General features: G+C 72.5%; 22 protein-coding genes. 16 read left to right on the forward strand and 6 right to left on the reverse strand.

Annotation, left to right across the window (positions count from 1 at the left end):
* Nucleotides 1–54: 54 nt before the first annotated feature.
* Nucleotides 55–258, reverse strand: coding sequence for a hypothetical protein (locus ACFZP7_RS24785; RefSeq protein ID WP_019328740.1), 204 nt, complete (start codon nt 256–258; stop codon nt 55–57).
* A gap of 9 nt (nt 259–267) precedes the next feature.
* A complete protein-coding gene (gene cofC / locus ACFZP7_RS24790) occupies nt 268–906 on the reverse strand; it encodes a 2-phospho-L-lactate guanylyltransferase (protein WP_019328741.1) in 639 nt (212 codons plus the stop codon).
* A 143-nt stretch (nt 907–1,049) separates the two neighbouring features.
* Here cofC and ACFZP7_RS24795 point away from each other — a divergent pair, with 143 nt between their 5' ends.
* From ACFZP7_RS24795 to ACFZP7_RS24805, 3 genes are all read left to right on the forward strand, one after another.
* Nucleotides 1,050–1,859: a lysophospholipid acyltransferase family protein gene (locus ACFZP7_RS24795; protein WP_385635764.1), complete on the forward strand. Its 810-nt coding sequence runs from the start codon at nt 1,050–1,052 to the stop codon at nt 1,857–1,859.
* Nucleotides 1,856–2,866 (forward strand): NAD(P)H-dependent glycerol-3-phosphate dehydrogenase, encoded by a 1,011-nt coding sequence (locus ACFZP7_RS24800; protein ID WP_385635767.1) that lies wholly within the window; start codon nt 1,856–1,858, stop codon nt 2,864–2,866. The genes ACFZP7_RS24795 and ACFZP7_RS24800 overlap by 4 nt, the downstream gene beginning before the upstream one ends.
* 104 nt (nt 2,867–2,970) lie before the next feature.
* Entirely contained in the window at nt 2,971–4,140 is a 1,170-nt protein-coding gene (locus ACFZP7_RS24805; protein WP_029394057.1) for a D-alanine--D-alanine ligase family protein, read from the forward strand.
* 236 nt (nt 4,141–4,376) lie between these two features.
* On the opposite strand, the gene ACFZP7_RS24810 is transcribed toward ACFZP7_RS24805, so the two are convergent.
* The gene (locus ACFZP7_RS24810) at nt 4,377–4,610 is read right to left on the reverse strand and encodes an Lrp/AsnC family transcriptional regulator (protein ID WP_019328745.1); all 234 of its coding nucleotides are present in this window, start codon (nt 4,608–4,610) and stop codon (nt 4,377–4,379) included.
* Between the two features lie 228 nt (nt 4,611–4,838).
* On the opposite strand from ACFZP7_RS24810, the gene ACFZP7_RS24815 reads away from it, so the two are divergent.
* The gene (locus ACFZP7_RS24815) at nt 4,839–5,807 is read left to right on the forward strand and encodes a thiamine-phosphate kinase (protein WP_019328746.1); all 969 of its coding nucleotides are present in this window, start codon (nt 4,839–4,841) and stop codon (nt 5,805–5,807) included.
* A gap of 32 nt (nt 5,808–5,839) precedes the next feature.
* Nucleotides 5,840–6,652 carry a bifunctional hydroxymethylpyrimidine kinase/phosphomethylpyrimidine kinase gene (gene thiD, locus ACFZP7_RS24820; protein ID WP_220672404.1) on the forward strand — a complete coding sequence of 271 codons (813 nt, stop codon included), beginning with the start codon at nt 5,840–5,842 and terminating at the stop codon, nt 6,650–6,652.
* 144 nt (nt 6,653–6,796) lie between these two features.
* On the opposite strand, the gene rpmB is transcribed toward thiD, so the two are convergent.
* Nucleotides 6,797–6,982: a 50S ribosomal protein L28 gene (gene rpmB / locus ACFZP7_RS24825; protein ID WP_003993230.1), complete on the reverse strand. Its 186-nt coding sequence runs from the start codon at nt 6,980–6,982 to the stop codon at nt 6,797–6,799.
* 264 nt (nt 6,983–7,246) lie between these two features.
* Between rpmB and ACFZP7_RS24830 the strand changes: the two genes are divergently transcribed.
* The 9 genes from ACFZP7_RS24830 to mutM all read left to right on the forward strand — a co-directional run bounded on the left by ACFZP7_RS24830 (nt 7,247) and on the right by mutM (nt 16,624).
* Nucleotides 7,247–9,079, forward strand: a complete 1,833-nt coding sequence (locus tag ACFZP7_RS24830) for a DAK2 domain-containing protein (protein WP_385635770.1) — start codon at nt 7,247–7,249, stop codon at nt 9,077–9,079.
* Nucleotides 9,080–9,173: 94 nt separating this feature from the next.
* Complete coding sequence (gene recG, locus ACFZP7_RS24835; protein WP_385635772.1) at nt 9,174–11,381, forward strand: ATP-dependent DNA helicase RecG; 2,208 nt, start codon at nt 9,174–9,176, stop codon at nt 11,379–11,381.
* Between the two features lie 76 nt (nt 11,382–11,457).
* Nucleotides 11,458–12,045, forward strand: coding sequence for a 16S rRNA (guanine(966)-N(2))-methyltransferase RsmD (gene rsmD / locus ACFZP7_RS24840; protein ID WP_062132845.1), 588 nt, complete (start codon nt 11,458–11,460; stop codon nt 12,043–12,045).
* A 26-nt stretch (nt 12,046–12,071) separates the two neighbouring features.
* A complete protein-coding gene (coaD, locus tag ACFZP7_RS24845) occupies nt 12,072–12,551 on the forward strand; it encodes a pantetheine-phosphate adenylyltransferase (protein ID WP_019328752.1) in 480 nt (159 codons plus the stop codon).
* Between the two features lie 142 nt (nt 12,552–12,693).
* Nucleotides 12,694–13,845, forward strand: a complete 1,152-nt coding sequence (locus tag ACFZP7_RS24850; RefSeq protein WP_385635774.1) for a cell division initiation protein — start codon at nt 12,694–12,696, stop codon at nt 13,843–13,845.
* 156 nt (nt 13,846–14,001) lie between these two features.
* Nucleotides 14,002–14,646 (forward strand): DUF177 domain-containing protein, encoded by a 645-nt coding sequence (locus tag ACFZP7_RS24855; protein ID WP_019328754.1) that lies wholly within the window; start codon nt 14,002–14,004, stop codon nt 14,644–14,646.
* A gap of 2 nt (nt 14,647–14,648) precedes the next feature.
* A complete protein-coding gene (gene rpmF / locus ACFZP7_RS24860) occupies nt 14,649–14,822 on the forward strand; it encodes a 50S ribosomal protein L32 (RefSeq protein WP_003951102.1) in 174 nt (57 codons plus the stop codon).
* Nucleotides 14,823–14,829: 7 nt separating this feature from the next.
* A complete protein-coding gene (rnc, locus tag ACFZP7_RS24865) occupies nt 14,830–15,675 on the forward strand; it encodes a ribonuclease III (protein ID WP_046250962.1) in 846 nt (281 codons plus the stop codon).
* An 88-nt stretch (nt 15,676–15,763) separates the two neighbouring features.
* The gene (gene mutM / locus ACFZP7_RS24870) at nt 15,764–16,624 is read left to right on the forward strand and encodes a bifunctional DNA-formamidopyrimidine glycosylase/DNA-(apurinic or apyrimidinic site) lyase (protein ID WP_385635776.1); all 861 of its coding nucleotides are present in this window, start codon (nt 15,764–15,766) and stop codon (nt 16,622–16,624) included.
* A gap of 34 nt (nt 16,625–16,658) precedes the next feature.
* Here mutM and ACFZP7_RS24875 read toward each other — a convergent pair whose 3' ends face one another.
* Nucleotides 16,659–17,066 carry a helix-turn-helix domain-containing protein gene (locus tag ACFZP7_RS24875; RefSeq protein ID WP_030971580.1) on the reverse strand — a complete coding sequence of 136 codons (408 nt, stop codon included), beginning with the start codon at nt 17,064–17,066 and terminating at the stop codon, nt 16,659–16,661.
* Between the two features lie 73 nt (nt 17,067–17,139).
* A complete protein-coding gene (locus tag ACFZP7_RS24880) occupies nt 17,140–18,330 on the reverse strand; it encodes a CAP domain-containing protein (RefSeq protein WP_031019191.1) in 1,191 nt (396 codons plus the stop codon).
* 186 nt (nt 18,331–18,516) lie between these two features.
* Here ACFZP7_RS24880 and ACFZP7_RS24885 point away from each other — a divergent pair, with 186 nt between their 5' ends.
* Together ACFZP7_RS24885 and ACFZP7_RS24890 are read left to right on the forward strand one after the other, a co-directional pair.
* A complete protein-coding gene (locus tag ACFZP7_RS24885; protein ID WP_019328759.1) occupies nt 18,517–18,798 on the forward strand; it encodes an acylphosphatase in 282 nt (93 codons plus the stop codon).
* A 380-nt stretch (nt 18,799–19,178) separates the two neighbouring features.
* The gene (locus tag ACFZP7_RS24890; protein WP_003973418.1) at nt 19,179–19,391 is read left to right on the forward strand and encodes a hypothetical protein; all 213 of its coding nucleotides are present in this window, start codon (nt 19,179–19,181) and stop codon (nt 19,389–19,391) included.
* The last annotated feature ends 259 nt before the right edge of the window (nt 19,392–19,650 follow it).

The raw sequence follows: 19,650 nt of genomic DNA on the forward strand, positions 1-19,650 counted from the left end.
CCTCTCGGAGTCCGGCCCGCGGCGTGTGCGCGCCCGGACCGGGCACCCGGCCGGTCAGAAGGTCTGCAACGTCACCAGCGTGATCCGCCGCTCCGCGCCCGACCCCTCGGTCTCGATCCGCACCCGCTGCCCGGGCCGCAGCAGCCTCAGGCCCCCCGCGTCGAACGCCGCCGCGTCGAAGGGCACGGGCGTGCCGTCGTCGAGCAGCACCTGCCCGCTGCGCTTTTCCGGGTCGTACGTGTATGCGGTCGCCTGCATGCCGGAAGCCTACTGCCCGGCGATCAGCAACCGCGCCGCCACCGCGGCCGTCCGGGGCCCCACCCCCAGCGTCAGCGCGGCGCGCAGATCGCCCCCGGTGTCGACGTCCTGCCGTACGGAATCCACCTCGTCGAGACGGAGTTCCACCGCGCCGGACGCCCGGTGGCGGGCCCGGGAATCCGTCCCGAAAGCGGGAGCCAATTCCCGGCCCGGCATCGCGGCCAGCAGCGTCGTGCCGATTCCGGCCGCGTCCGCGAGAAAAGCGCGCGGGAATTCGGCGGCCGCCGCCAGGACCCGCGTCAATTCGGCCGGCCGCAGTGCGGGAAGATCGGCGTTGAGCGCGGCCACCGGAAGGGCGGGACGTCCCGCCCGCACCACGGCCGCCCCGTGCGCCAGGGCGGCGTTCAGACCCCCGCCCGGCTCGTCCGCGACGACCCCGGCGCCCAGTCCGGCCAGCTCCCGCCCCGCCCGGGCGTCGTCCGTGACGACTGCCACATCCGCCACCTCCGGGCAGGCCAGCGCGGCCGCCACGGTGTCCTGTGCGAACGCCAGCGCGAGACCCGGCCGCACCCCGTCGTGCGCGGTGTCCGCCAGCCTGCTCTTGGCCCGGGCGAGGGGCTTCACGGGTACGACCAAGGTCCACTGCACGAGCGTTCCGTCCTTCTCTCGTCGTCGCCATTGTCACCTGGGAGATCCGCCGGTTCACTCGCCGGGGCGTACGGTGTTCTCGACAGACGGGCGGCCCGGGGCGACACTTGTCCGGCCCCAGGCCCTGGAGGAAAGGTGTCAGCGTGCCCCGCCGCAGAATCGGCTTCTGGTACCGCTTCGCCGCGGTGATCTGCAAACCGCCGCTCGTGGTTCTGATCAAGCGGGACTGGCGGGGAATGGAGAACATTCCGGCCGATGGCGGATTTATCACCGCCGTGAACCACAATTCGCACGTCGACCCCTTCGCGTACGCGCACTACCAGTACAACACCGGGCGGGTCCCGCGATTCCTGGCGAAGAGCGGTCTTTTCAAGAAAGGATTCGTCGGTGCCGCGATGCGGGGCACCGGACAGATCCCCGTCTACCGCGAGAGCACGGACGCGCTCAGCGCCTTCCGGGCCGCGATCGACGCCGTGGAGCGCGGCGAGTGCGTCGCCTTCTACCCGGAGGGCACCCTCACCCGCGACCCGGACGGCTGGCCGATGACCGCCAAGACCGGTGCCGCGCGCGTCGCCCTGCAGACCAAGTGCCCGGTGATCCCGGTCGCCCAGTGGGGCTGCAACGAACTGCTGCCGCCCTACGCCAAGAAGCCCCACCTCCTCCCGCGCAAGACCCACCACGTGCTGGCGGGCCCGCCGGTCGACCTGTCGCGGTTCTACGACAAGGAGATGACCGCGGAGGTGCTGAAGGAGGCCACCGAGGTGATCATGGCCGCCGTCACCCGCCAGCTGGAGGAGATCCGCGGCGAGAAGGCCCCCGCGACGCCCTACGACCCGCGCCGCGAGCGGATCGAGCAGCGCCGCCGCACCCAGGCCCAGACCCGGCGCGGCGAACGGGCGACGGACGAGCAGCACGACGAGCAGCCGCAGCAGGCGGAAGGGCAGAGCACGTGAGCGACCCCGTCAAGGCGGCCGTCTTCGGCACCGGGTCCTGGGGCACGGCCTTCGGCATGGTCCTCGCCGACGCCGGCTGCGACGTCACCCTCTGGGGGCGCCGCGCCGAACTCGCCGACGCCGTCAACTCCACCCGGACCAACCCGGACTACCTCCCCGGCGTGGAACTCCCCGCCAACCTGCGGGCCACCACCGACGCCGCCAAGGCCGCGCGGGGCGCGGACTTCACCGTCCTCGCGGTGCCCTCCCAGACCCTGCGCGCGGGCCTCGCCGACTGGTCGCCGCTGCTGGCGCCCGGCACGGTCCTGGTGTCGCTGATGAAGGGCGTCGAACTCGGCTCCGCGATGCGGATGAGCGAGGTGATCGAGGACGTCGCCAAGGTCGGCCCCGAGCGCATCGCCGTGGTCACCGGCCCCAACCTGGCCCGCGAGATCGCCGCCCGCATGCCGGCCGCCGCCGTGGTCGCCTGCCCCGACGAATCGGTCGCCCAGCGCCTCCAGACCGCCTGCCACACGCCCTACTTCCGCCCGTACACCAACACCGACGTCATCGGCTGCGAGCTGGGCGGCGCCGTGAAGAACGTGATCGGGCTGGCCGTCGGCATCGCGGACGGCATGGGCCTGGGCGACAACGCCAAGGGTTCCCTGATCACCCGCGGCCTCGCCGAGACCACCCGCCTCGGCGTCGCCCTCGGCGCCGACCCGCTGACCTTCTCGGGCCTGGCCGGCCTCGGCGACCTGGTGGCGACCTGCTCCTCGCCGCTGTCCCGCAACCACACCTTCGGCACCAACCTCGGCAAGGGCATGACCCTCCAGGAGACCATCGCGGTCACCAAGCAGACCGCCGAGGGCGTCAAGTCCTGCCAGTCGGTGCTGGATCTGGCCCGCAGGTACGGCGTCGACATGCCGATCACCGAGACCGTCGTCGCGATCGTCCACGAGGGCAAGGCCCCGATGGTGGCGGTGAAGGAGCTGATGTCGCGCAGCGCGAAGCCGGAACGACGCTGAGCGACACCCGACCGGAATCCCGCCCGGCGCCCGGGTCACGCCCGCGCCACGCGGCCCCGCCGACGCTGTCTCGCGGCACCGGGGGCGGGTACTCTCAACGCGATATGAGCACCGAGAACCTCCCCCAGAGCCCCGAGCAGAGTCCGGAGCAGCCCCCTCGCAAGCCGCGCGTGGCCGTCGTGTTCGGCGGACGCAGCTCCGAACACGGGATCTCCGTGGTCACCGCCGGCGCCGTCCTCGCGGCCATCGACCGGACGAAGTACGACGTCCTGCCGATCGGCATCACCCGGGACGGCCGGTGGGCCCTGACCGCCGACGAACCGGAACGCATGGCGATCACCGACCGCCGTACGCCCGACGTCGACGAACTGGCCGAGTCGACCGAGGGCGGCGTGGTGCTCCCCGTCGACCCCGCCAACCGCGAGGTCGTCTACAGCGAACCCGGTTCCGTGCCCAAGGCGCTGGGCGAGGTCGACGTCGTCTTCCCCGTGTTGCACGGCCCCTACGGGGAGGACGGCACCCTCCAGGGCCTGCTGGAGCTGTCCGGCGTGCCCTACGTCGGCTCGGGCGTGCTCGCCTCGGCCGTCGGCCAGGACAAGGAGTACATGAAGGCGGTGTTCACCTCCTACGGGCTCAAGGTCGGCCCGTACGTGGTGATCCGCCCCCGCGAGTGGGAGCAGGACCGTTCCGGCGCCCGCGCGAAGATCGTCGACTTCGCCGGCGAGCACGGCTGGCCGCTGTTCGTGAAGCCCGCCCGCGCGGGCTCCTCGATCGGCATCACCAAGGTCGACGACCTCGCCGGCCTCGACGAGGCGATCGAGGAGGCCCGGCGCCACGACCCGAAGATCCTGGTCGAGGCGGCGCTGCGCGGCCGGGAGATCGAGTGCGGGGTGCTGGAGTTCGAGGACGGCCCCCGGGCCTCCGTCCCGGCCGAGATCCCGCCGCCCTCGGAGCACGCGTACTACGACTTCGAGGCCAAGTACATCGACTCCACGCCCGGGATCGTCCCCGCCCCGCTCACGGACGAGCAGACCGCCGAGGTCCGCCGGCTCGCGGTCGAGGCGTTCGACGCGGCCTCCTGCGAGGGGCTGGTGCGCGCGGACTTCTTCCTCACCGAGGACGACGAGTTCGTGATCAACGAGATCAACACCATGCCGGGCTTCACACCGATCTCCATGTACCCGCAGATGTGGCAGGCGACCGGCGTCGCCTACCCGGAGCTGGTGGACCGGCTGGTCCAGGCGGCGCTGCGGCGCTCCACGGGACTGCGCTGACGCTCCCGCCCGCGATCACCGGAAGGCGGCCCCCTCGGGGGCCGCCTTCTCGCAGTATGATCAGCGGGTTTCCCAGCCCGCCGCCCGCGGGCGGCAGTGTCCGGTCCGCGTTCCGCCACAACTCGGTGACCGACGCGCCCGGGCCGGGAAGCGCGGGAACCGCCGCCGACTCGCCGTCGTCTGCCGAGGGACAGCCCGCGACGGCGATCGACAGGCGAGACCGAGCGGGGGAGGGGCTAGAGATGAACGACCGGACAGGTCAGGGTGCGGGTGATGCCGTCCACCTGCTGGACCTTGGCGACCACCATGCGACCCAGCTCGTCGACGGTGTCGGACTGGGCGCGGACGATGACGTCATAGGGTCCTGTCACGTCCTCGGCCTGGATCACTCCAGGGATCTTGCTGATCGTCTCGGCGACGGTCGACGCCTTGCCGACCTCCGTCTGGATCAGGATGTACGCCTGTACCACGGAACCTCCAGAGCGGCCACGAGGATCATGTGGGGAAAAGGAACGCCACGGTATCGCGTCGCCGCTCCCCGCGGGGAGACCCGCGGGGGACGGGCCGTTCGCGCCGGGGTGCCGCGATGACACGAGTTGACGAGCACGCCACCGCGTGGCGACGGTCATTTCGACCGTAACGAGGACAGAGATGACGCGCGACCGGGCACGGACAGGGACAGAAGGGGAGTCAAGGCAATGAAGGGCACTGTTGGTGAGCTCGGGGAGTTCGGGCTCATCAGGGAGCTCACCTCCCGTCTCACCACCACCCCGGCGGTCCGGGTGGGTCCCGGCGACGACGCCGCGGTGGTGGCCGCGCCCGACCGCCGGGTCGTGGCCAGCACCGACATCCTCGTCGAGGGGCGGCACTTCCGCCGCGACTGGTCCACCGCGTACGACGTGGGCCGCAAGGCCGCGGCGCAGAACCTGGCCGACATCGCCGCCATGGGCGCGGTGCCGACCGCGCTGCTGCTCGGGCTGGTCGTCCCCGCCGAACTGCCGGTGACCTGGCCGACCGAGCTGATGGACGGGCTGCGCGACGAGTGCCAGGTCGCGGGCGCCTCCGTGGTCGGCGGCGACGTCGTACGCGGCGACACCATCACCGTCTCCATCACCGCGCTCGGCGACCTGCGCAACCAGGAGCCCGTCACCCGGGGCGGCGCCCAGCCCGGCGACCTCGTCGCGGTGACCGGCTGGCTCGGCTGGTCCGCGGCCGGCTTCGCCGTCCTCTCCCGGGGCTTCCGCTCGCCGCGCGCCTTCGTCGAGGCCCACCGCCGCCCGGAGCCGCCGTACCACGCGGGTCCGGCCGCCGCGGGCCTCGGCGCCACCGCCATGTGCGACGTGAGCGACGGACTCATCGCCGACCTGGGCCACATCGCGGAGGCCAGCAAGGTCCGGATCGACATCCGTTCCGGCCAGATCGACATCCCGACCCAGATGAACGACATCGGTCAGGCCGTCGGTGTCGACCCCATGCAGTGGGTGCTCACCGGCGGCGAGGACCACGCGATCGTGGCGACCTTCCCGCCGGACGTGAAGCTGCCCGCCCGCTGGAAGGTCATCGGCGAGGTCCTCAATCCCTCCGCGCTGCCCCAGGTGACCGTCGACGGGGCGCCCTGGACCAGCAAGGGCGGCTGGGACCACTTCGGCGGGGAGGTCGAGGCATGAGGGGCGACCGAGGCATGAGGGGCGACCGAGGGATGAGCGAGCGGGGGGCGGACCTGCCGAACGTCCTCACCGTGGCCGGCTCCGACTCCGGCGGCGGCGCCGGCATCCAGGCCGACCTCAAGACGATGCTCGCCCTCGGCACCCACGGCATGAGCGTGCTCACCGCGGTCACCGCGCAGAACTCGCTCGGCGTGCAGGGCGCCTGGGAGCTGCCCGTGGAGGCGGTGCGGGCCCAGTACCGCAGCGTCGTCGACGACATCGGCGTCCAGGCCGTCAAGACCGGGATGCTGTCCTCCGCGGAACTGGTCGAGACGGTCGCCGAGTTGATCGCCGGCACCGACGCCCCCGCCGTCGTGGACCCGGTCGGCGTCTCCAAGCACGGGGACGCGCTGCTCGCCGCCTCCGCGCTGGACTCGGTCCGCACCAAGCTGCTCCCGGTCGCCACCGTCGCCACCCCCAACCTCGACGAGGTCGCCCAACTCACCGGCGTACGCGTCGAGACGGAGACCGATCTGCGCCGTGCCGCGGCGGCCGTGCTGGAGTACGGGCCGCGCTGGGTGCTGATCAAGGGCGGCCACCTGGCGGGCGACGCCGTCGACCTGCTCACCGACGGCGGTGAGGAACACTGGCTGCGCGCCCCGCGCCTCGACAACCGGCACACCCACGGCACCGGCTGCACCCTCGCCTCGGCCGTCGCCTGCGGGCTGGCCCAGGGGCGGCCGGTGCCCGAGGCGGTCGCGGCGGCCAAGGAGTACGTCACCGGGGCGATACGGGCCGGGTTCGCGCTCGGCGGCGGTATCGGGCCCGTGGATCACGGCTGGGCGCTCAGGCGGGATACCGCCTGAGCCAGGGGGAGGCGGCCGCCTCCTCCATGACGCCGGAGGGCCGGGCAGGGAGGAAAGCCCGGCCAAAGGCGAAAAGCCGGCCCACCAGAGGTGGGCCGGCTTCGTGCAGCGGACCAGGCTGTGGCCGCGCGCTCAGCTGACGCGTCAGCGCGAGACCTTGCCGGCCTTGATGCACGAGGTGCAAGCGTTCACGCGCTTCGGCGTCCCGCCGACCACGGTACGCACACGCTGGATGTTGGGGTTCCAGCGACGGGACGTACGGCGGTGCGAGTGCGAGATGTTGTTGCCGAAGCCCGGCCCCTTGCCGCAGACGTCGCAGTTGGCAGCCACGGGTCACTCCAAAGACTTCAGATGCACTTACGGTTGATCCCGGCATGCCGGGATCAAGGTCTCGGACGCGAACGACCGGGATCTGAGTGGCGGTGCCAGGGGGAGAGCCCGATCGGGATCGGGCAACCGGAGCAGCATACAACGGCTGCTCCCGTACAACGAAACTACCACGGCAGCTCAGGGGCCCGCCCCCGGCCCTCTTCCGGTGGACACCCCCGCGAGGTCTACGCTGCCAGCCACGTCCAGCAGCTCAGGGAGGCGCAGGTGGCGCAGGTGCCGCAGAGGTTCTTCGACGCTGCGGCGGTGCGTACCTGGTGCGGTCTGTCGCTGCGCGCGCTGGGGCGGGCGCGCGCAGAGATCGACGCGATCAACGTCTATCCGGTCGCCGACGGAGACACCGGCACCAACCTGTACCTGACCGTCGAGTCGGCGGTCGCCGCGGTGGAGGCGGTGTTCGCGGCGCACGCGGTGCGCACGGGGGAGCCCCCGGGTGCGGAGCCGGGCCGGGTGGTGGGGCGGGGCGAGGGGCCCTCGCTGGCCGAGGCCGTCGGCGCCATGGCGCACGGCGCGCTGATCGGCGCCCGGGGCAACTCCGGCACGATCCTCGCGCAGCTGCTGCGCGGCCTGGCCCAGGTGCTGGCGGCCGGCGGTGAGACGGCTCACACCGGTCACACCGACCGCAGTGTTGAGGGGGATGACGGGGATCACCGCGATCACACCGACGGCCCGGGCCTGCGGCTGGCTCTGCGGCACGCGGCCGAATCCGCCCGGCAGGCCGTGGCCCACCCCGTCGAGGGCACCGTCCTGACCGTCGCCACGGCCGCCGCCGACGCGGCCGACGCGGCGGAGGGCGACTGCGCCGAGGTGGCCCGCGCGGCCCATGAGGGCGCCCGCGCGGCCCTCGCCACGACGCCGGAGCAGTTGCCCGCCCTGGAGCGGGCCGGTGTGGTCGACGCCGGCGGACACGGACTGGTGACCGTCCTCGCGGCCCTCGTGGAGACGTTCACGGGCCGGGCCCCGGAGCCGCCCGCGCGCGCGGCGCACGGCCCGGCGGCCCCCGTGGCCGAGTGCTCCCCGGCCCACGGCCCGGTGGACGGCGTCTCCCCGGACCGCGTCCACGGTGACGACGCCTACCGTGACGACGCCGACGGTGACGACACCGACGGGCTCGGTGGGCCGGCCTTCGAGGTGATCTACCTCCTGGAAGCCGCGGACACGGCCGTCGCGCGGCTGCGGGAACGGCTCGACGCCCTCGGGGACTCCCTCGTCGTCGTCGGCGGCGACGGACTCTGGCACGTCCATGTGCACGTGGACGACGCGGGCGCCGCCGTGGAGGCGGGCGTGGAGGCCGGCCGGCCCTACCGGATCCGCATCACCCACTTCGGGCACGGCGACGCGCACACCACCCACGCCGAGCGCCCACCCCGGGAACGGGCCCAGCGTGCCGTGGTGGCCGTCGTGCCGGGGGAGGGGCTGGCCGGGCTGTACGCCGAGGCCGGCGCGACCACCGTGCTCGCCCGCCCCGGGGAGCCGCCCGCGAGCGGGGAACTGGTCCACGCGGTGCGGCGGGCGCACGCGCGCGAGGTCGTGCTGCTGCCCAACGACGCGGAGCTGCGCCACACCGCCGCGGCGGCGGCCGAGCAGGCCCGGACCGAGGGCGTCCGGGTCGCCCTGATCCCGACGCGCTCCGCGGTCCAGGGCATCGCCGCGCTGGCCGTGCACGAACCCGGCCGGCGCTTCGACGAGGACGTGGTGGCGATGACCTCGGCGGCCGGCGCCACCCGGTACGCCGAGGTCACCGTCGCCGAACACCGGTCGTGGACCACCGCCGGCATCTGCCAGGCCGGTGACGTCCTCGGCCTCGTCGACGGTGACGTCGCGGTCATCGGGACGGACGTCACCGACGTGGCGGCCACCGTCCTGGACCGGATGCTCGCGGCCGGCGGCGAACTGGTCACCCTCGTCCTGGGCGACGAGGCCCCCGAGAGCGTCGCCGCCCACCTGGAGGCCCGGGTCCGGGAGGCGTACCTCGCCGTCGACACCGTGGTCTACCGCGGCGGCCGGCAGGGCGCGCTGCTGCTGGTCGGCGTGGAGTAGCCGCCGCCGGTCGGCGCGGCACCCCCCGGACGGGCCGCTCCCGACTCCCGCGCCTCCCGGGGCGTACGGGCCTTTGTCAGTGGCGTGGTGTGCAATGGATCTCGTGCCCGCACTGCGAGAACCCCTGAAGAAGGTGCTCGGCCCCGCCACCGCGAAGGTGATGGCCGAGCACCTCGGCCTGCACACCGTCGGCGACCTCCTCCACCACTACCCCCGCAGGTACGAGGAGCGCGGACAGCTCACACACCTGGCCGACCTGCCCATGGACGAGCACGTCACGGTGGTCGCCCAGGTCGCCGACGCCCGCCTGCACACCTTCGCCTCCTCCAAGGCGCCGCGCGGCAAGGGCCAGCGGCTGGAGGTGACCATCACGGACGGCAGCGGCCGCCTCCAGCTGGTCTTCTTCGGCAACGGTGTGCACAAGCCCCACAAGGAGCTCCTGCCGGGCACCCGCGCGATGTTCGCCGGCAAGGTCTCCGTCTTCAACCGCCGCCTGCAACTGGCCCACCCGGCGTACGAACTGCTGCGCGGCGACGGAGACGGCGACGAGACGGTGGAGTCCTGGGCGGGCGCCCTCATCCCCCTCTACCCGGCCACCGCCAAGCTGGAGTCCTGGAAGCTCGCCAAGGCGATCCAGACGGTCCTGCCCAGCGCGCAGGAGGCCGTCGACCCGCTGCCGGACTCCCTGCGCGAGGGCCGTGGCCTGGTCTCCCTGCCCGAAGCGCTGCTCAAGATCCACCGCCCGCACACCAAGGCGGACATCGAGGACGCCCGCGCCCGCCTCAAGTGGGACGAGGCGTTCGTCCTCCAGGTCGCCCTGGCCCGCCGCCGCCACGCCGAGACCCAGCTCCCCGCCGTCCCCAGGAAGCCGAGCCCGGACGGTCTGCTCACGGCCTTCGACGACCGCCTCCCCTTCACCCTCACCGACGGCCAGCGGAAGGTCTCCCGCGAGATCTTCGACGACCTCGCCACCGACCACCCGATGCACCGGCTGCTCCAGGGCGAGGTCGGCAGCGGCAAGACGATGGTCGCCCTGCGCGCCATGCTCGCCGTCGTCGACGCGGGCGGGCAGGCCGTGCTGCTGGCCCCCACCGAGGTGCTCGCCCAGCAGCACCACCGGTCCGTCGTCGAGATGATGGGCGAGCTGGCCGAGGGCGGCATGCTGGGCGGCGCCGAGCACGCCACGAAGGTGGTGCTGCTCACCGGTTCGATGGGGGCCGCCGCCCGCCGTCAGGCCCTGCTCGACCTGGCCACCGGCGAGGCCGGCATCGTCATCGGCACCCACGCGCTGATCGAGGACAAGGTCCAGTTCCACGACCTCGGCCTGGTCGTCGTCGACGAGCAGCACCGCTTCGGCGTCGAGCAGCGCGACGCCCTGCGCGGCAAGGGCAAACAGCCCCCGCACCTGCTCGTCATGACCGCCACGCCCATCCCGCGCACCGTCGCCATGACCGTCTTCGGCGACCTGGAGACCTCCGTCCTGGACCAGCTCCCGGCCGGCCGCTCCCCGATCGCCAGCCACGTCGTCCCGGCCGCCGACAAGCCGCACTTCCTGGCGCGGGCCTGGGAGCGGGTCCGCGAGGAGGTGTCCAACGGCCACCAGGCGTACGTCGTCTGCCCGCGCATCGGCGACGAGGACGACCCGAAGAAGGGCGCCGGACAGTCCCCCGAAGGGGACGCGGAGAAGCGGCCGCCGCTCGCCGTCCTCGACGTGGCCGAGCAGCTGGCCGAGGGCCCGCTCCGGGGCCTGCGGGTCGAGGTCCTGCACGGCCGCATGCAGCCCGACGACAAGGACGCCGTCATGCGCCGCTTCGCCGCCGGCGAGACCGACGTCCTGGTCGCCACGACCGTCATCGAGGTCGGTGTCAACGTCCCCAACGCCACCGCGATGGTGATCATGGACGCCGACCGCTTCGGCGTCTCCCAGCTCCACCAGCTGCGCGGCCGCGTCGGCCGCGGCTCGGCCCCCGGGCTGTGCCTGCTGGTCACCGAGATGCCCGAGGCGAGCGCCGCCCGCCAGCGACTGAACGCCGTCGCGGGCACCCTCGACGGCTTCGAGCTGTCCCGCATCGACCTCGAACAGCGCCGCGAGGGCGACGTCCTCGGCCAGGCGCAGTCCGGAGCCCGGACCTCGCTGCGGGTCCTCGCGGTGATCGAGGACGAGGAGATCATCGCCGAGGCGAGACGGGAGGCGGCGGCGGTGGTGGCCGCCGACCCGGAGCTGACCGGCCTGCCCGAGCTGCGCACGGCCCTGGACGCCCTCCTGGACGAGGAGCGGGAGCAGTACCTGGAGAAGGGCTGAGGGCACGGCCGCGGGGGCGCGGGCCCGGCCTGCCTGCCAGACTGAACGCACGCATCCGACTACCGAGGACCCACAGATGACCCGCGTGATCGCCGGCAAGGCCGGCGGACGCCGCCTCGCCGTCCCGCAGGGGACCGGCACCCGTCCCACCTCCGACCGCGCGCGCGAGGGACTCTTCTCCACCTGGCAGTCCCTGCTCGGCGGCCCCCTCGACGGCGAACGGGTCATCGACCTGTACGCCGGTTCCGGCGCCGTCGGCCTGGAGGCGCTGTCCCGGGGAGCCGGACACGTCCTGCTCGTCGAGGCCGACGCCCGCGCCGCCCGCACCGTCCGGGAGAACGTCAAGTCGCTCGGGCTGCCCGGCGCCGAAGTCCGGGCCGGCAAGGCGGAACAGATCATCCGCAACCCGGCCCCGGCCGAGCCGTACGACATCGTCTTCCTGGACCCGCCCTACGCCGTCTCCGACGACGATCTTCGGGAGATCCTGCTCACACTCCAGTCGGAGGGCTGGCTCGCCGACGAAGCGCTCGTCACCGTGGAGCGCAGCACCAGAGGCGGCGAATTCCGCTGGCCGGACGGCTTCGACGCGATCCGGACCCGGCGCTACGGCGAGGGAACGTTTTGGTACGGTCGCGCCGCCTCTACGTGCGAAGACGCACGATGACCGGACCGGAGAGCGAGGGAACTCAAGTGCGCCGCGCCGTCTGTCCCGGGTCGTTCGACCCGATCACCAACGGACATCTCGACATCATCGCCCGTGCCTCCAGCCTCTACGACGAGGTCTACGTCGCGGTGATGATCAACCAGGCCAAGAAGGGCCTGTTCGAGATCGAGGAGCGGATCGACCTCATCCGCCAGGTCACCGCCGAGTACGGGAACGTGCGCGTGGAGTCCTTCCACGGCCTCCTCGTCGACTTCTGCAAGCAGCGGGAGATCCCGGCCATCGTCAAGGGCCTACGCGCGGTCAGCGACTTCGACTACGAGCTGCAGATGGCCCAGATGAACAACGGCCTCTCCGGTGTGGAGACCCTCTTCATCCCCACCAACCCCACCTACAGCTTCCTGTCGTCCTCCCTGGTCAAGGAGGTCGCCACCTGGGGCGGCGACGTCTCGCACCTGGTGCCGCCGCTGGTCCTCGAAGCCCTGTCCGAGCGCCTGCGCAGGGACTGAGCGCGGGACCGGGCGCCCCCGCGCCGCCCCCGCACGGCTCCCGGAGGCTGACGATCCGTCACCCGGTGTCCCCCGGACGCCCCAGGGTCGTACAGTCGTCCCGTCCGTCTCCAACACAGCTGTAGAGAGTGGCGAGCACACGGTGGACGTGCAGAAGAAGCTCGACGAGATCACCGCGATGGTCTCCGGCGCCCGCGCCATGCCCATGTCGGCCTCGTGCGTGGTCAACCGCGCCGAACTGCTCTCGCTGCTGGAGGAACTGCGCGCCGAACTGCCCGGCTCCCTCGCCCAGGCCCAGGAGCTGATCGGCGACCGGGAGCAGATGGTCGCGCAGGCCCGCCAGGAGGCCGAGCGGATCATCGAGAGCGCCCACGCCGAACGGGGCTCGCTGATCTCCGACACCGAGGTCGCCCGCCGCTCCCAGGCCGAGGCCGACCGCATCCTCGCCGAGGCCCGCCAGGAGGCCGAGGAGGTCCGCGCCGAGGCCGACGACTACGTCGACTCCAAGCTCGCCAACTTCGAGGTCGTCCTCACCAAGACCCTCGGCTCCGTCGGCCGGGGTCGCGAGAAGCTGCTCGGCACCGGCCCCGGCCTCGACGAGAACGGCTACGAGGACGAGGACGCCCCCGAACGCAGCCACGACCCGGAGACCCTGCGCCGCGACGCGGACGCCTACGTCGACACCAAGCTCGGCGCCTTCGAGGCGGTGCTCGCCAAGACCCTGGAGGCGGTCGGCCGGGGCCGTCAGAAGCTGCACGGCCGCATCGCCACCGACGACCTCGGCGCCCTCGCCGACGACACCACCACCGTCCAGCACTCCAGCGACGCCGACTACCTCGCCGACCTCGCCGCCCTCTCCGACACCCCTGCCGGGCAGCCCCGCCGCCACGAGTACGACGAGCGGCGTCCGGCGGCCGCCCAGGCGCCGGCACCGGCGCCGGCCGTGCCGGAGATGCCCGCCCACGAGCCGGCGTACGGCTACGCCCAGCAGCCCGATCCGTACGGCTACCAGCAGGCGTACGGCGGCCAGGACGGCTACGGCTACCCGCAGCAGACCGCCGACCCCTACTCCCCCACCTCCGGCTACGCTCCGGCGGGAGGGGCCCCCATCCAGGGCTACGACCCCCAGCAGCAGACCTACGGCGGCCAGGAGGGCTACGCCCAGCCCCAGCCCCAGCAGCCCGCACAGCCCCCGCAGGCGCAGCCGCAGACGCTCGACGAGACCAGCCTCTTCGACACCAGCATGATCAGCGCCGAGCAGTTGAGGGCCTACGAACAGGGCCGCGGTCTCTAGCCCGGTCGCCGCCCACGGCCCGGATTGGGCCATGAGCCAATGGTCCAGTATCCTGGCTCTTCGGTCGCGCGTATGTCCGCGATCGCTGCTGCCCGGGAACACCGAAGGGCGGCGTCCCCCCCAGCTGCACCCCAGCCACGAAGACCGAAAGCAGGAATGGTTCTGAACGCGCGCCTCGACCACCGCGACCCCCTCGTGTTCGACACGCACGAGCTGGGACGGCGGCCCGGTGCGCTCCAGCGCCTGTCCCGCACGGTCGACGCTCCCAAGGACTTCGGTGTCCAGGGAGTCATCGCGGTGCCGGAAGGCGCCCCGGTGGAACTCGATCTCCGGCTCGAGTCGGTCATGGAAGGGGTGCTCGTCACAGGCACCGCCCGTGCCAAGGCCGAGGGGGAGTGCGTAAGGTGTCTGGAGCCGCTGGAGCAGCAGCTCGAAGCGGACTTCCAGGAACTGTTCTCGTACCCTGACGCCGACGACCGGGGCCGCCCTGTGGCGGAACCGGGCGACGACGCCGAGGACGACGAAGACAGGTATTTCGTCGAGGACGGACTGATCGGCCTCGAACCCGTGCTGCGCGACGCGGTGGTGCTCGCACTGCCGATGCAGCCGGTGTGCCGGGAGGACTGCCCGGGTCTGTGCTCCGAGTGCGGAGCACGCCTGGCGGACGACCCGGACCACCACCATGACGCCGTCGACATTCGTTGGGCGGCATTGCAGGGACTCGCCGGTTCACTCGGAGACGGCGAGAAGGACGAGATGAGCGGCGCCGAAGCCGGCGTCGACGAGAAGCAGGAGAAGTAGCCGTGGCTGTTCCGAAGCGGAAGATGTCGCGCAGCAACACGCGCCACCGCCGGTCGCAGTGGAAGGCTGCGGTCCCCACCCTGGTTGCGTGCGAGCGCTGCCACGAGCCCAAGCAGCAGCACATCGCGTGCCCGTCTTGCGGCACCTACAACAAGCGCCAGGTCCTCGAGGTCTGAGCGGCTGGTGAGAGGCACTGTGTCAGTCCCCAAGAAGGCGGATGACGCCAAGGCGGACCCACCCGCCAAGAAGAAGGCGGACAACAACCAGGCCTCGTCCCATACGCTTCTGGAAGGGCGGCTCGGCTACCGGCTCGAGTCCGCCCTTCTGGTGCGTGCGCTGACCCACCGTTCCTACGCGTACGAGAACGGCGGCCTGCCGACGAACGAGCGGCTGGAGTTCCTCGGTGACTCCGTCCTCGGCCTCGTCGTCACGGACACGCTGTACCGCACCCACCCCGACCTGCCCGAAGGCCAGCTGGCCAAGTTGCGGGCCGCGGTGGTCAACTCGCGTGCGCTGGCGGAGGTGGGCCGCGGGCTCGAACTCGGCTCCTTCATCCGGCTCGGCCGCGGTGAAGAGGGCACGGGGGGCCGGGACAAGGCGTCCATCCTCGCCGACACCCTCGAAGCGGTGATCGGCGCGGTCTATCTCGACCAGGGCCTCGACGCGGCCTCCGAACTGGTGCACCGCCTGTTCGACCCGCTGATCGAGAAGTCCTCCAACCTCGGTGCCGGCCTGGACTGGAAGACCAGCCTCCAGGAGCTCACCGCGACCGAAGGGCTCGGCGTCCCCGAGTACCTGGTCACGGAGACCGGTCCCGACCACGAGAAGACCTTCACTGCTGCCGCCCGCGTCGGAGGCGTCTCGTACGGCACCGGCACCGGCCGCAGCAAGAAGGAGGCGGAGCAGCAGGCCGCGGAATCCGCGTGGCGGTCGATCAAGACCGCGGCGGACGAGCGTGCCAAGGCGACGGCCGACCAGCCGTCCGCCGAAGCCGACGAGGCCGCCGACACCTCGTCGGCCTCCGCCTGACCCACCCGTTCCACCGCACGTCCCGAACGCCCGCCCCGTACCCGGGGCGGGCGTTCGGTTCGTCCACCGGCCCACCCGAGGGGATGCCATGCCCGAGTTGCCCGAGGTCGAGGTCGTCCGGCGCGGTCTGGAGCGCTGGGTCGCCCACCGCACCGTCGCCGACGCCGAGGTGCTGCACCCGCGCGCCGTGCGCCGGCACCTCGCCGGCCCCGACGACTTCGCCCACCGTCTGAAGGGCCACCGCGTCGGCACGCCCAGCCGCCGCGGCAAGTACCTGTGGCTTCCCCTGGAGGACACCGGCCAGGCGGTCCTCGCCCACCTCGGCATGAGCGGCCAGCTGCTGGTCCAGCCGCACGAGGCGCCCGCCGAGAAGCACCTGCGCGTCCGCGTCCGCTTCGCCGACGCCCTCGGCACCGAACTCCGCTTCGTCGACCAGCGCACCTTCGGTGGCCTGTCCCTGCACGAGACCGGCCCCGACGGCCTGCCCGACGTCATCGCGCACATCGCCCGGGACCCGCTCGACCCCCTCTTCGACGAAGCGGCCTTCCACGTCGCCCTGCGCCGCAAGCGCACCACCGTCAAACGGGCCCTGCTCGACCAGTCCCTGATCAGCGGCGTCGGCAACATCTACGCCGACGAGGCCCTGTGGCGCTCCCGGCTGCACTACGAGCGCCCCACCGCGACCCTCACCCGCCCGCGCACCGCCGAACTCCTCCGCCACGTCCGGGACGTGATGAACGCGGCCCTCGCCGTCGGCGGCACCAGCTTCGACAGCCTCTACGTCAACGTGAACGGCGAGTCCGGCTACTTCGACCGGTCCCTCGACGCGTACGGCCGCGAGGGACTGCCCTGCCGCCGCTGCGCCACCCCGATGCGCCGCCGCCCGTGGATGAACCGCTCCAGCTACTTCTGTCCGAAGTGCCAGCGCCCGCCGAGGATCACCCCGTGAGCCGCCGCACGGCCGCCGATCACACCGCCGTCGATCACACCGCGGGCGTCCGGCGCGCGTCGTCGTACCGCTCCCGCGACGCCAGCACCTCGTCCATCCGCCCCTCCAGGCACTCGATGAGGGCGATCAGCCGCCCCGCGACCTCCCGCCCCAGCGCCGTCAGCTCGTAGTCCACGCGCGGCGGGTTGGTCGGCTGGGCCTCGCGGTGCACCAGGCCGTCGCGCTCCAGCGCGTGCAGCGTCTGGGCCAGCATCTTCTCGCTGACGCCGTCGACACGGCGGCGCAGCTCGTTGAAGCGGAAGGACCCCTCGTACAGCGCCCCGAGCGTCAGCGCGCCCCAGCGCCCCGTGACGTGCTCCAGGGTGCCGCGCGAGGGACAGGCCCGGGAGAACACGTCGTACGGCAGCTCCTGCTCCGCCGTGCGCTCCTGCGTGGTCGACATGTCTCCAGCGTACGTGAGCACAGCGCCGCCCCGCAGGGCGCGCGGAGCGGCGGGCAGTGCCGCGGGCCGGACGTCAGTAGCCGAAGTTCTGCGTCCACCAGGGGCCGCCGGAGCCGAAGTGCACGCCGACGCCCAGGGTCTGGAACTCGCAGTTCAGGATGTTGGCGCGATGGCCCGGGCTGTCCATCCAGGCGTCCATCACGGCCTGGGCGTCGGCCTGGCCGCGGGCTATGTTCTCGCCGCCGAGGTTGCTTATCCCGGCCGCTTCGGCGCGGTCCCAGGGGGTCGCGCCGCCGGGGTCGGTGTGGTCGAAGAAGCCCTCCTCCGCCATGGAGCGGCTGAAGTCCTCGGCCAGTCCGGTCAGGGCGCTGTTGGCGGCCAGCGGGCGGCAGCCCACCTTGGCCCGCTCGTCGTTGACGAGCTTGAGCACCTGGGCCCCGGCCACGGCCTCGTCCGACGCGGCGGCGGGCGCGCTGGGCTTCGCCGGCTCCTTCGTGGCCGGGCGGGACGGCGCGGGCTTCGGCTTCTTGCCGGGGGTCGACTCCGGCTCCGCCGTCTTCGACGGCGTCTCGGCCGGGGCCGCAGGCTTCGACTCCGGTGCCGAGGGAGAGGGCTTCTGCGACGGGGACTTCGAGGCCGGGGCCTTCGAGGGCGAGGACGCGGTGGACGACGGCGCGGACGACCGGTCGGTGCCGCGGCCGGTGGCGGTGTCGCCGCCCCGCCCGGCCTCGGCGCTGCCGGAGGTGCCGCCCTGCCCGGAGGGGGTGTTGGTCGGGACGTCCCGGGCCTGCACCCGGTCGCCCCCGTCGGAGGCGCCGCCGATGCGGTAGTTGTCGAGGCCGGGCACCGCGCCCGTGGCCACCGCCACCGTGCCGATGGCGACGGCGGCGGAGACCCCGAGGAGTCCGGTGCGGACCGGGGTGACGGCCTTCTTCTTGCGCCGGCGGCGCGCTCCCGCACGCGGGGAGCCCTCGTCGGGGCTGTAGCCCTCGCTCGGGAACGGGACCGTGCGGCCGGCCCGCGGGTGACCGCCGTCGCCTCCGTCGCCCGCGGGGGCGTCGTCCGGTGCGAACAGGTAGGCGTCGCTCTTCGCGCGGACCTCGGCGTAGGCCTCGGGGTTCAGGTAGGGCGCGATCCCCATGGTGGGGCGGTCGCCGGGAGCGGGCGGTCGGCCGGCCCCCTCCGTCGTGCCGTCCGTCGGCCGGCCCCCCGCGGCGCGGCCCGTGGCGGCGCGGCCGGCGGCGGAGCGTCGGTGGCGTCCCATGTTCTGGCCTTCCTCGTCCTCGCGGTCCTCACGCGGCACGTGTCTCGCGGTCGACGTGTCCTCACGATCAACACGGAACTCACACGTTCGAGTGAGTTTCAGGTGAGTTTCATTGGGTGGGGACGGTACCGCATGGCGCAAGGGGGTGAAGTGTCCGGCGAGACATTGACTGGTTAGCTTGCACCCATGAGCGAGGATGTACGGCTGGTCGCGTGGGTGCGCGGGCAGGTCCAGGGCGTGGGTTTCCGCTGGTTCACGCGCGCGAGGGCGCTGGAGCTCGGCGGGATGAGTGGTTTTGCTCTCAATCTGGCCGACGGGCGGGTCCAGGTCGTCGCGGAGGGCCCGCGCGAGCGCTGCGAGGGGCTGCTCGAGTGGCTGCGCGGTGACGACACGCCCGGACGCGTGGACGGAGTCACCGAGATCTGGGACACACCCCGCGGCGGCTACGAGGGCTTCGCGATCCGTTGACACCGGGCGGCTCGGGGGTGCCGAGAAGCCCGGCGCGGAACCCCGGGCGAGGGCGTCCGAGGGAGAAACGGGCAGGTGGTTGCCAAGAACGGCGATGACGTGGCAGGCTCCGCACCCAGGATGATCGCCACGCCCCCAGGGGCCCGCAGGAGTCGCCGCGTCGCCGTTTCCCGGCCGCGTGCCCCCGGGCGCCCGCCAATACGGGGCGTGATCGTGTTGACCGTCAAACTTTTTGGTGAGACGCTGAAAGCCCCGCGCACCTTAGCTGTTTGGCATGGTTGAACGGCAGAAAAAACTCCATAGTGCCAAGCACCGCGGGTGCGATTCCTACACGACCCACACCGCTTCGGTCGGTCACTCATTGTGGAGGACCATCCATCATGGCAAAGGCGCTTCTCGGTTACGTCGGCGGCTCCGACCCGCGACTCCTCGCCGAGATGCGACGGCTCCAGCAGCGCGTCCAGGACCTGGAATCCGAGCTCGGACGGATCCAGGCGGAGAACGACGCGCTGGCGGCTGCCGCTTCTCACGACAGGATCATGGAGAGCATGGAGAGCGTTGACGCACACCAGGCGGAGCCTGCGCTCACCTGATCACTGCTGATCACTGCACCGCTCCACTACGACACGGCAGTGGTGGTCGGGCCCGCCCCTACCATCGCCCAGGTGTCAGAGCCTGCAAGGGACGCTTCGGCGTCCCTTCTTTCTTCCCCCAGTCCCAGCGTCCGTGGCTTCGGCCCCCGCCGTTGCTGCCCCGCGCATCCTTTCACCCTCTTCAACGTCTGATGTGCCCTGCGCGTTCACCCGTGAAACCGCGGCGGTTCACCGGTTCATGGAGTGAGACACCCGCGAG

It is taken from the genome of Streptomyces sp. SudanB5_2050 (genome assembly GCF_964272335.1).
GTDB classification, from domain to species: Bacteria; Actinomycetota; Actinomycetes; order Streptomycetales; family Streptomycetaceae; genus Streptomyces; species Streptomyces rochei.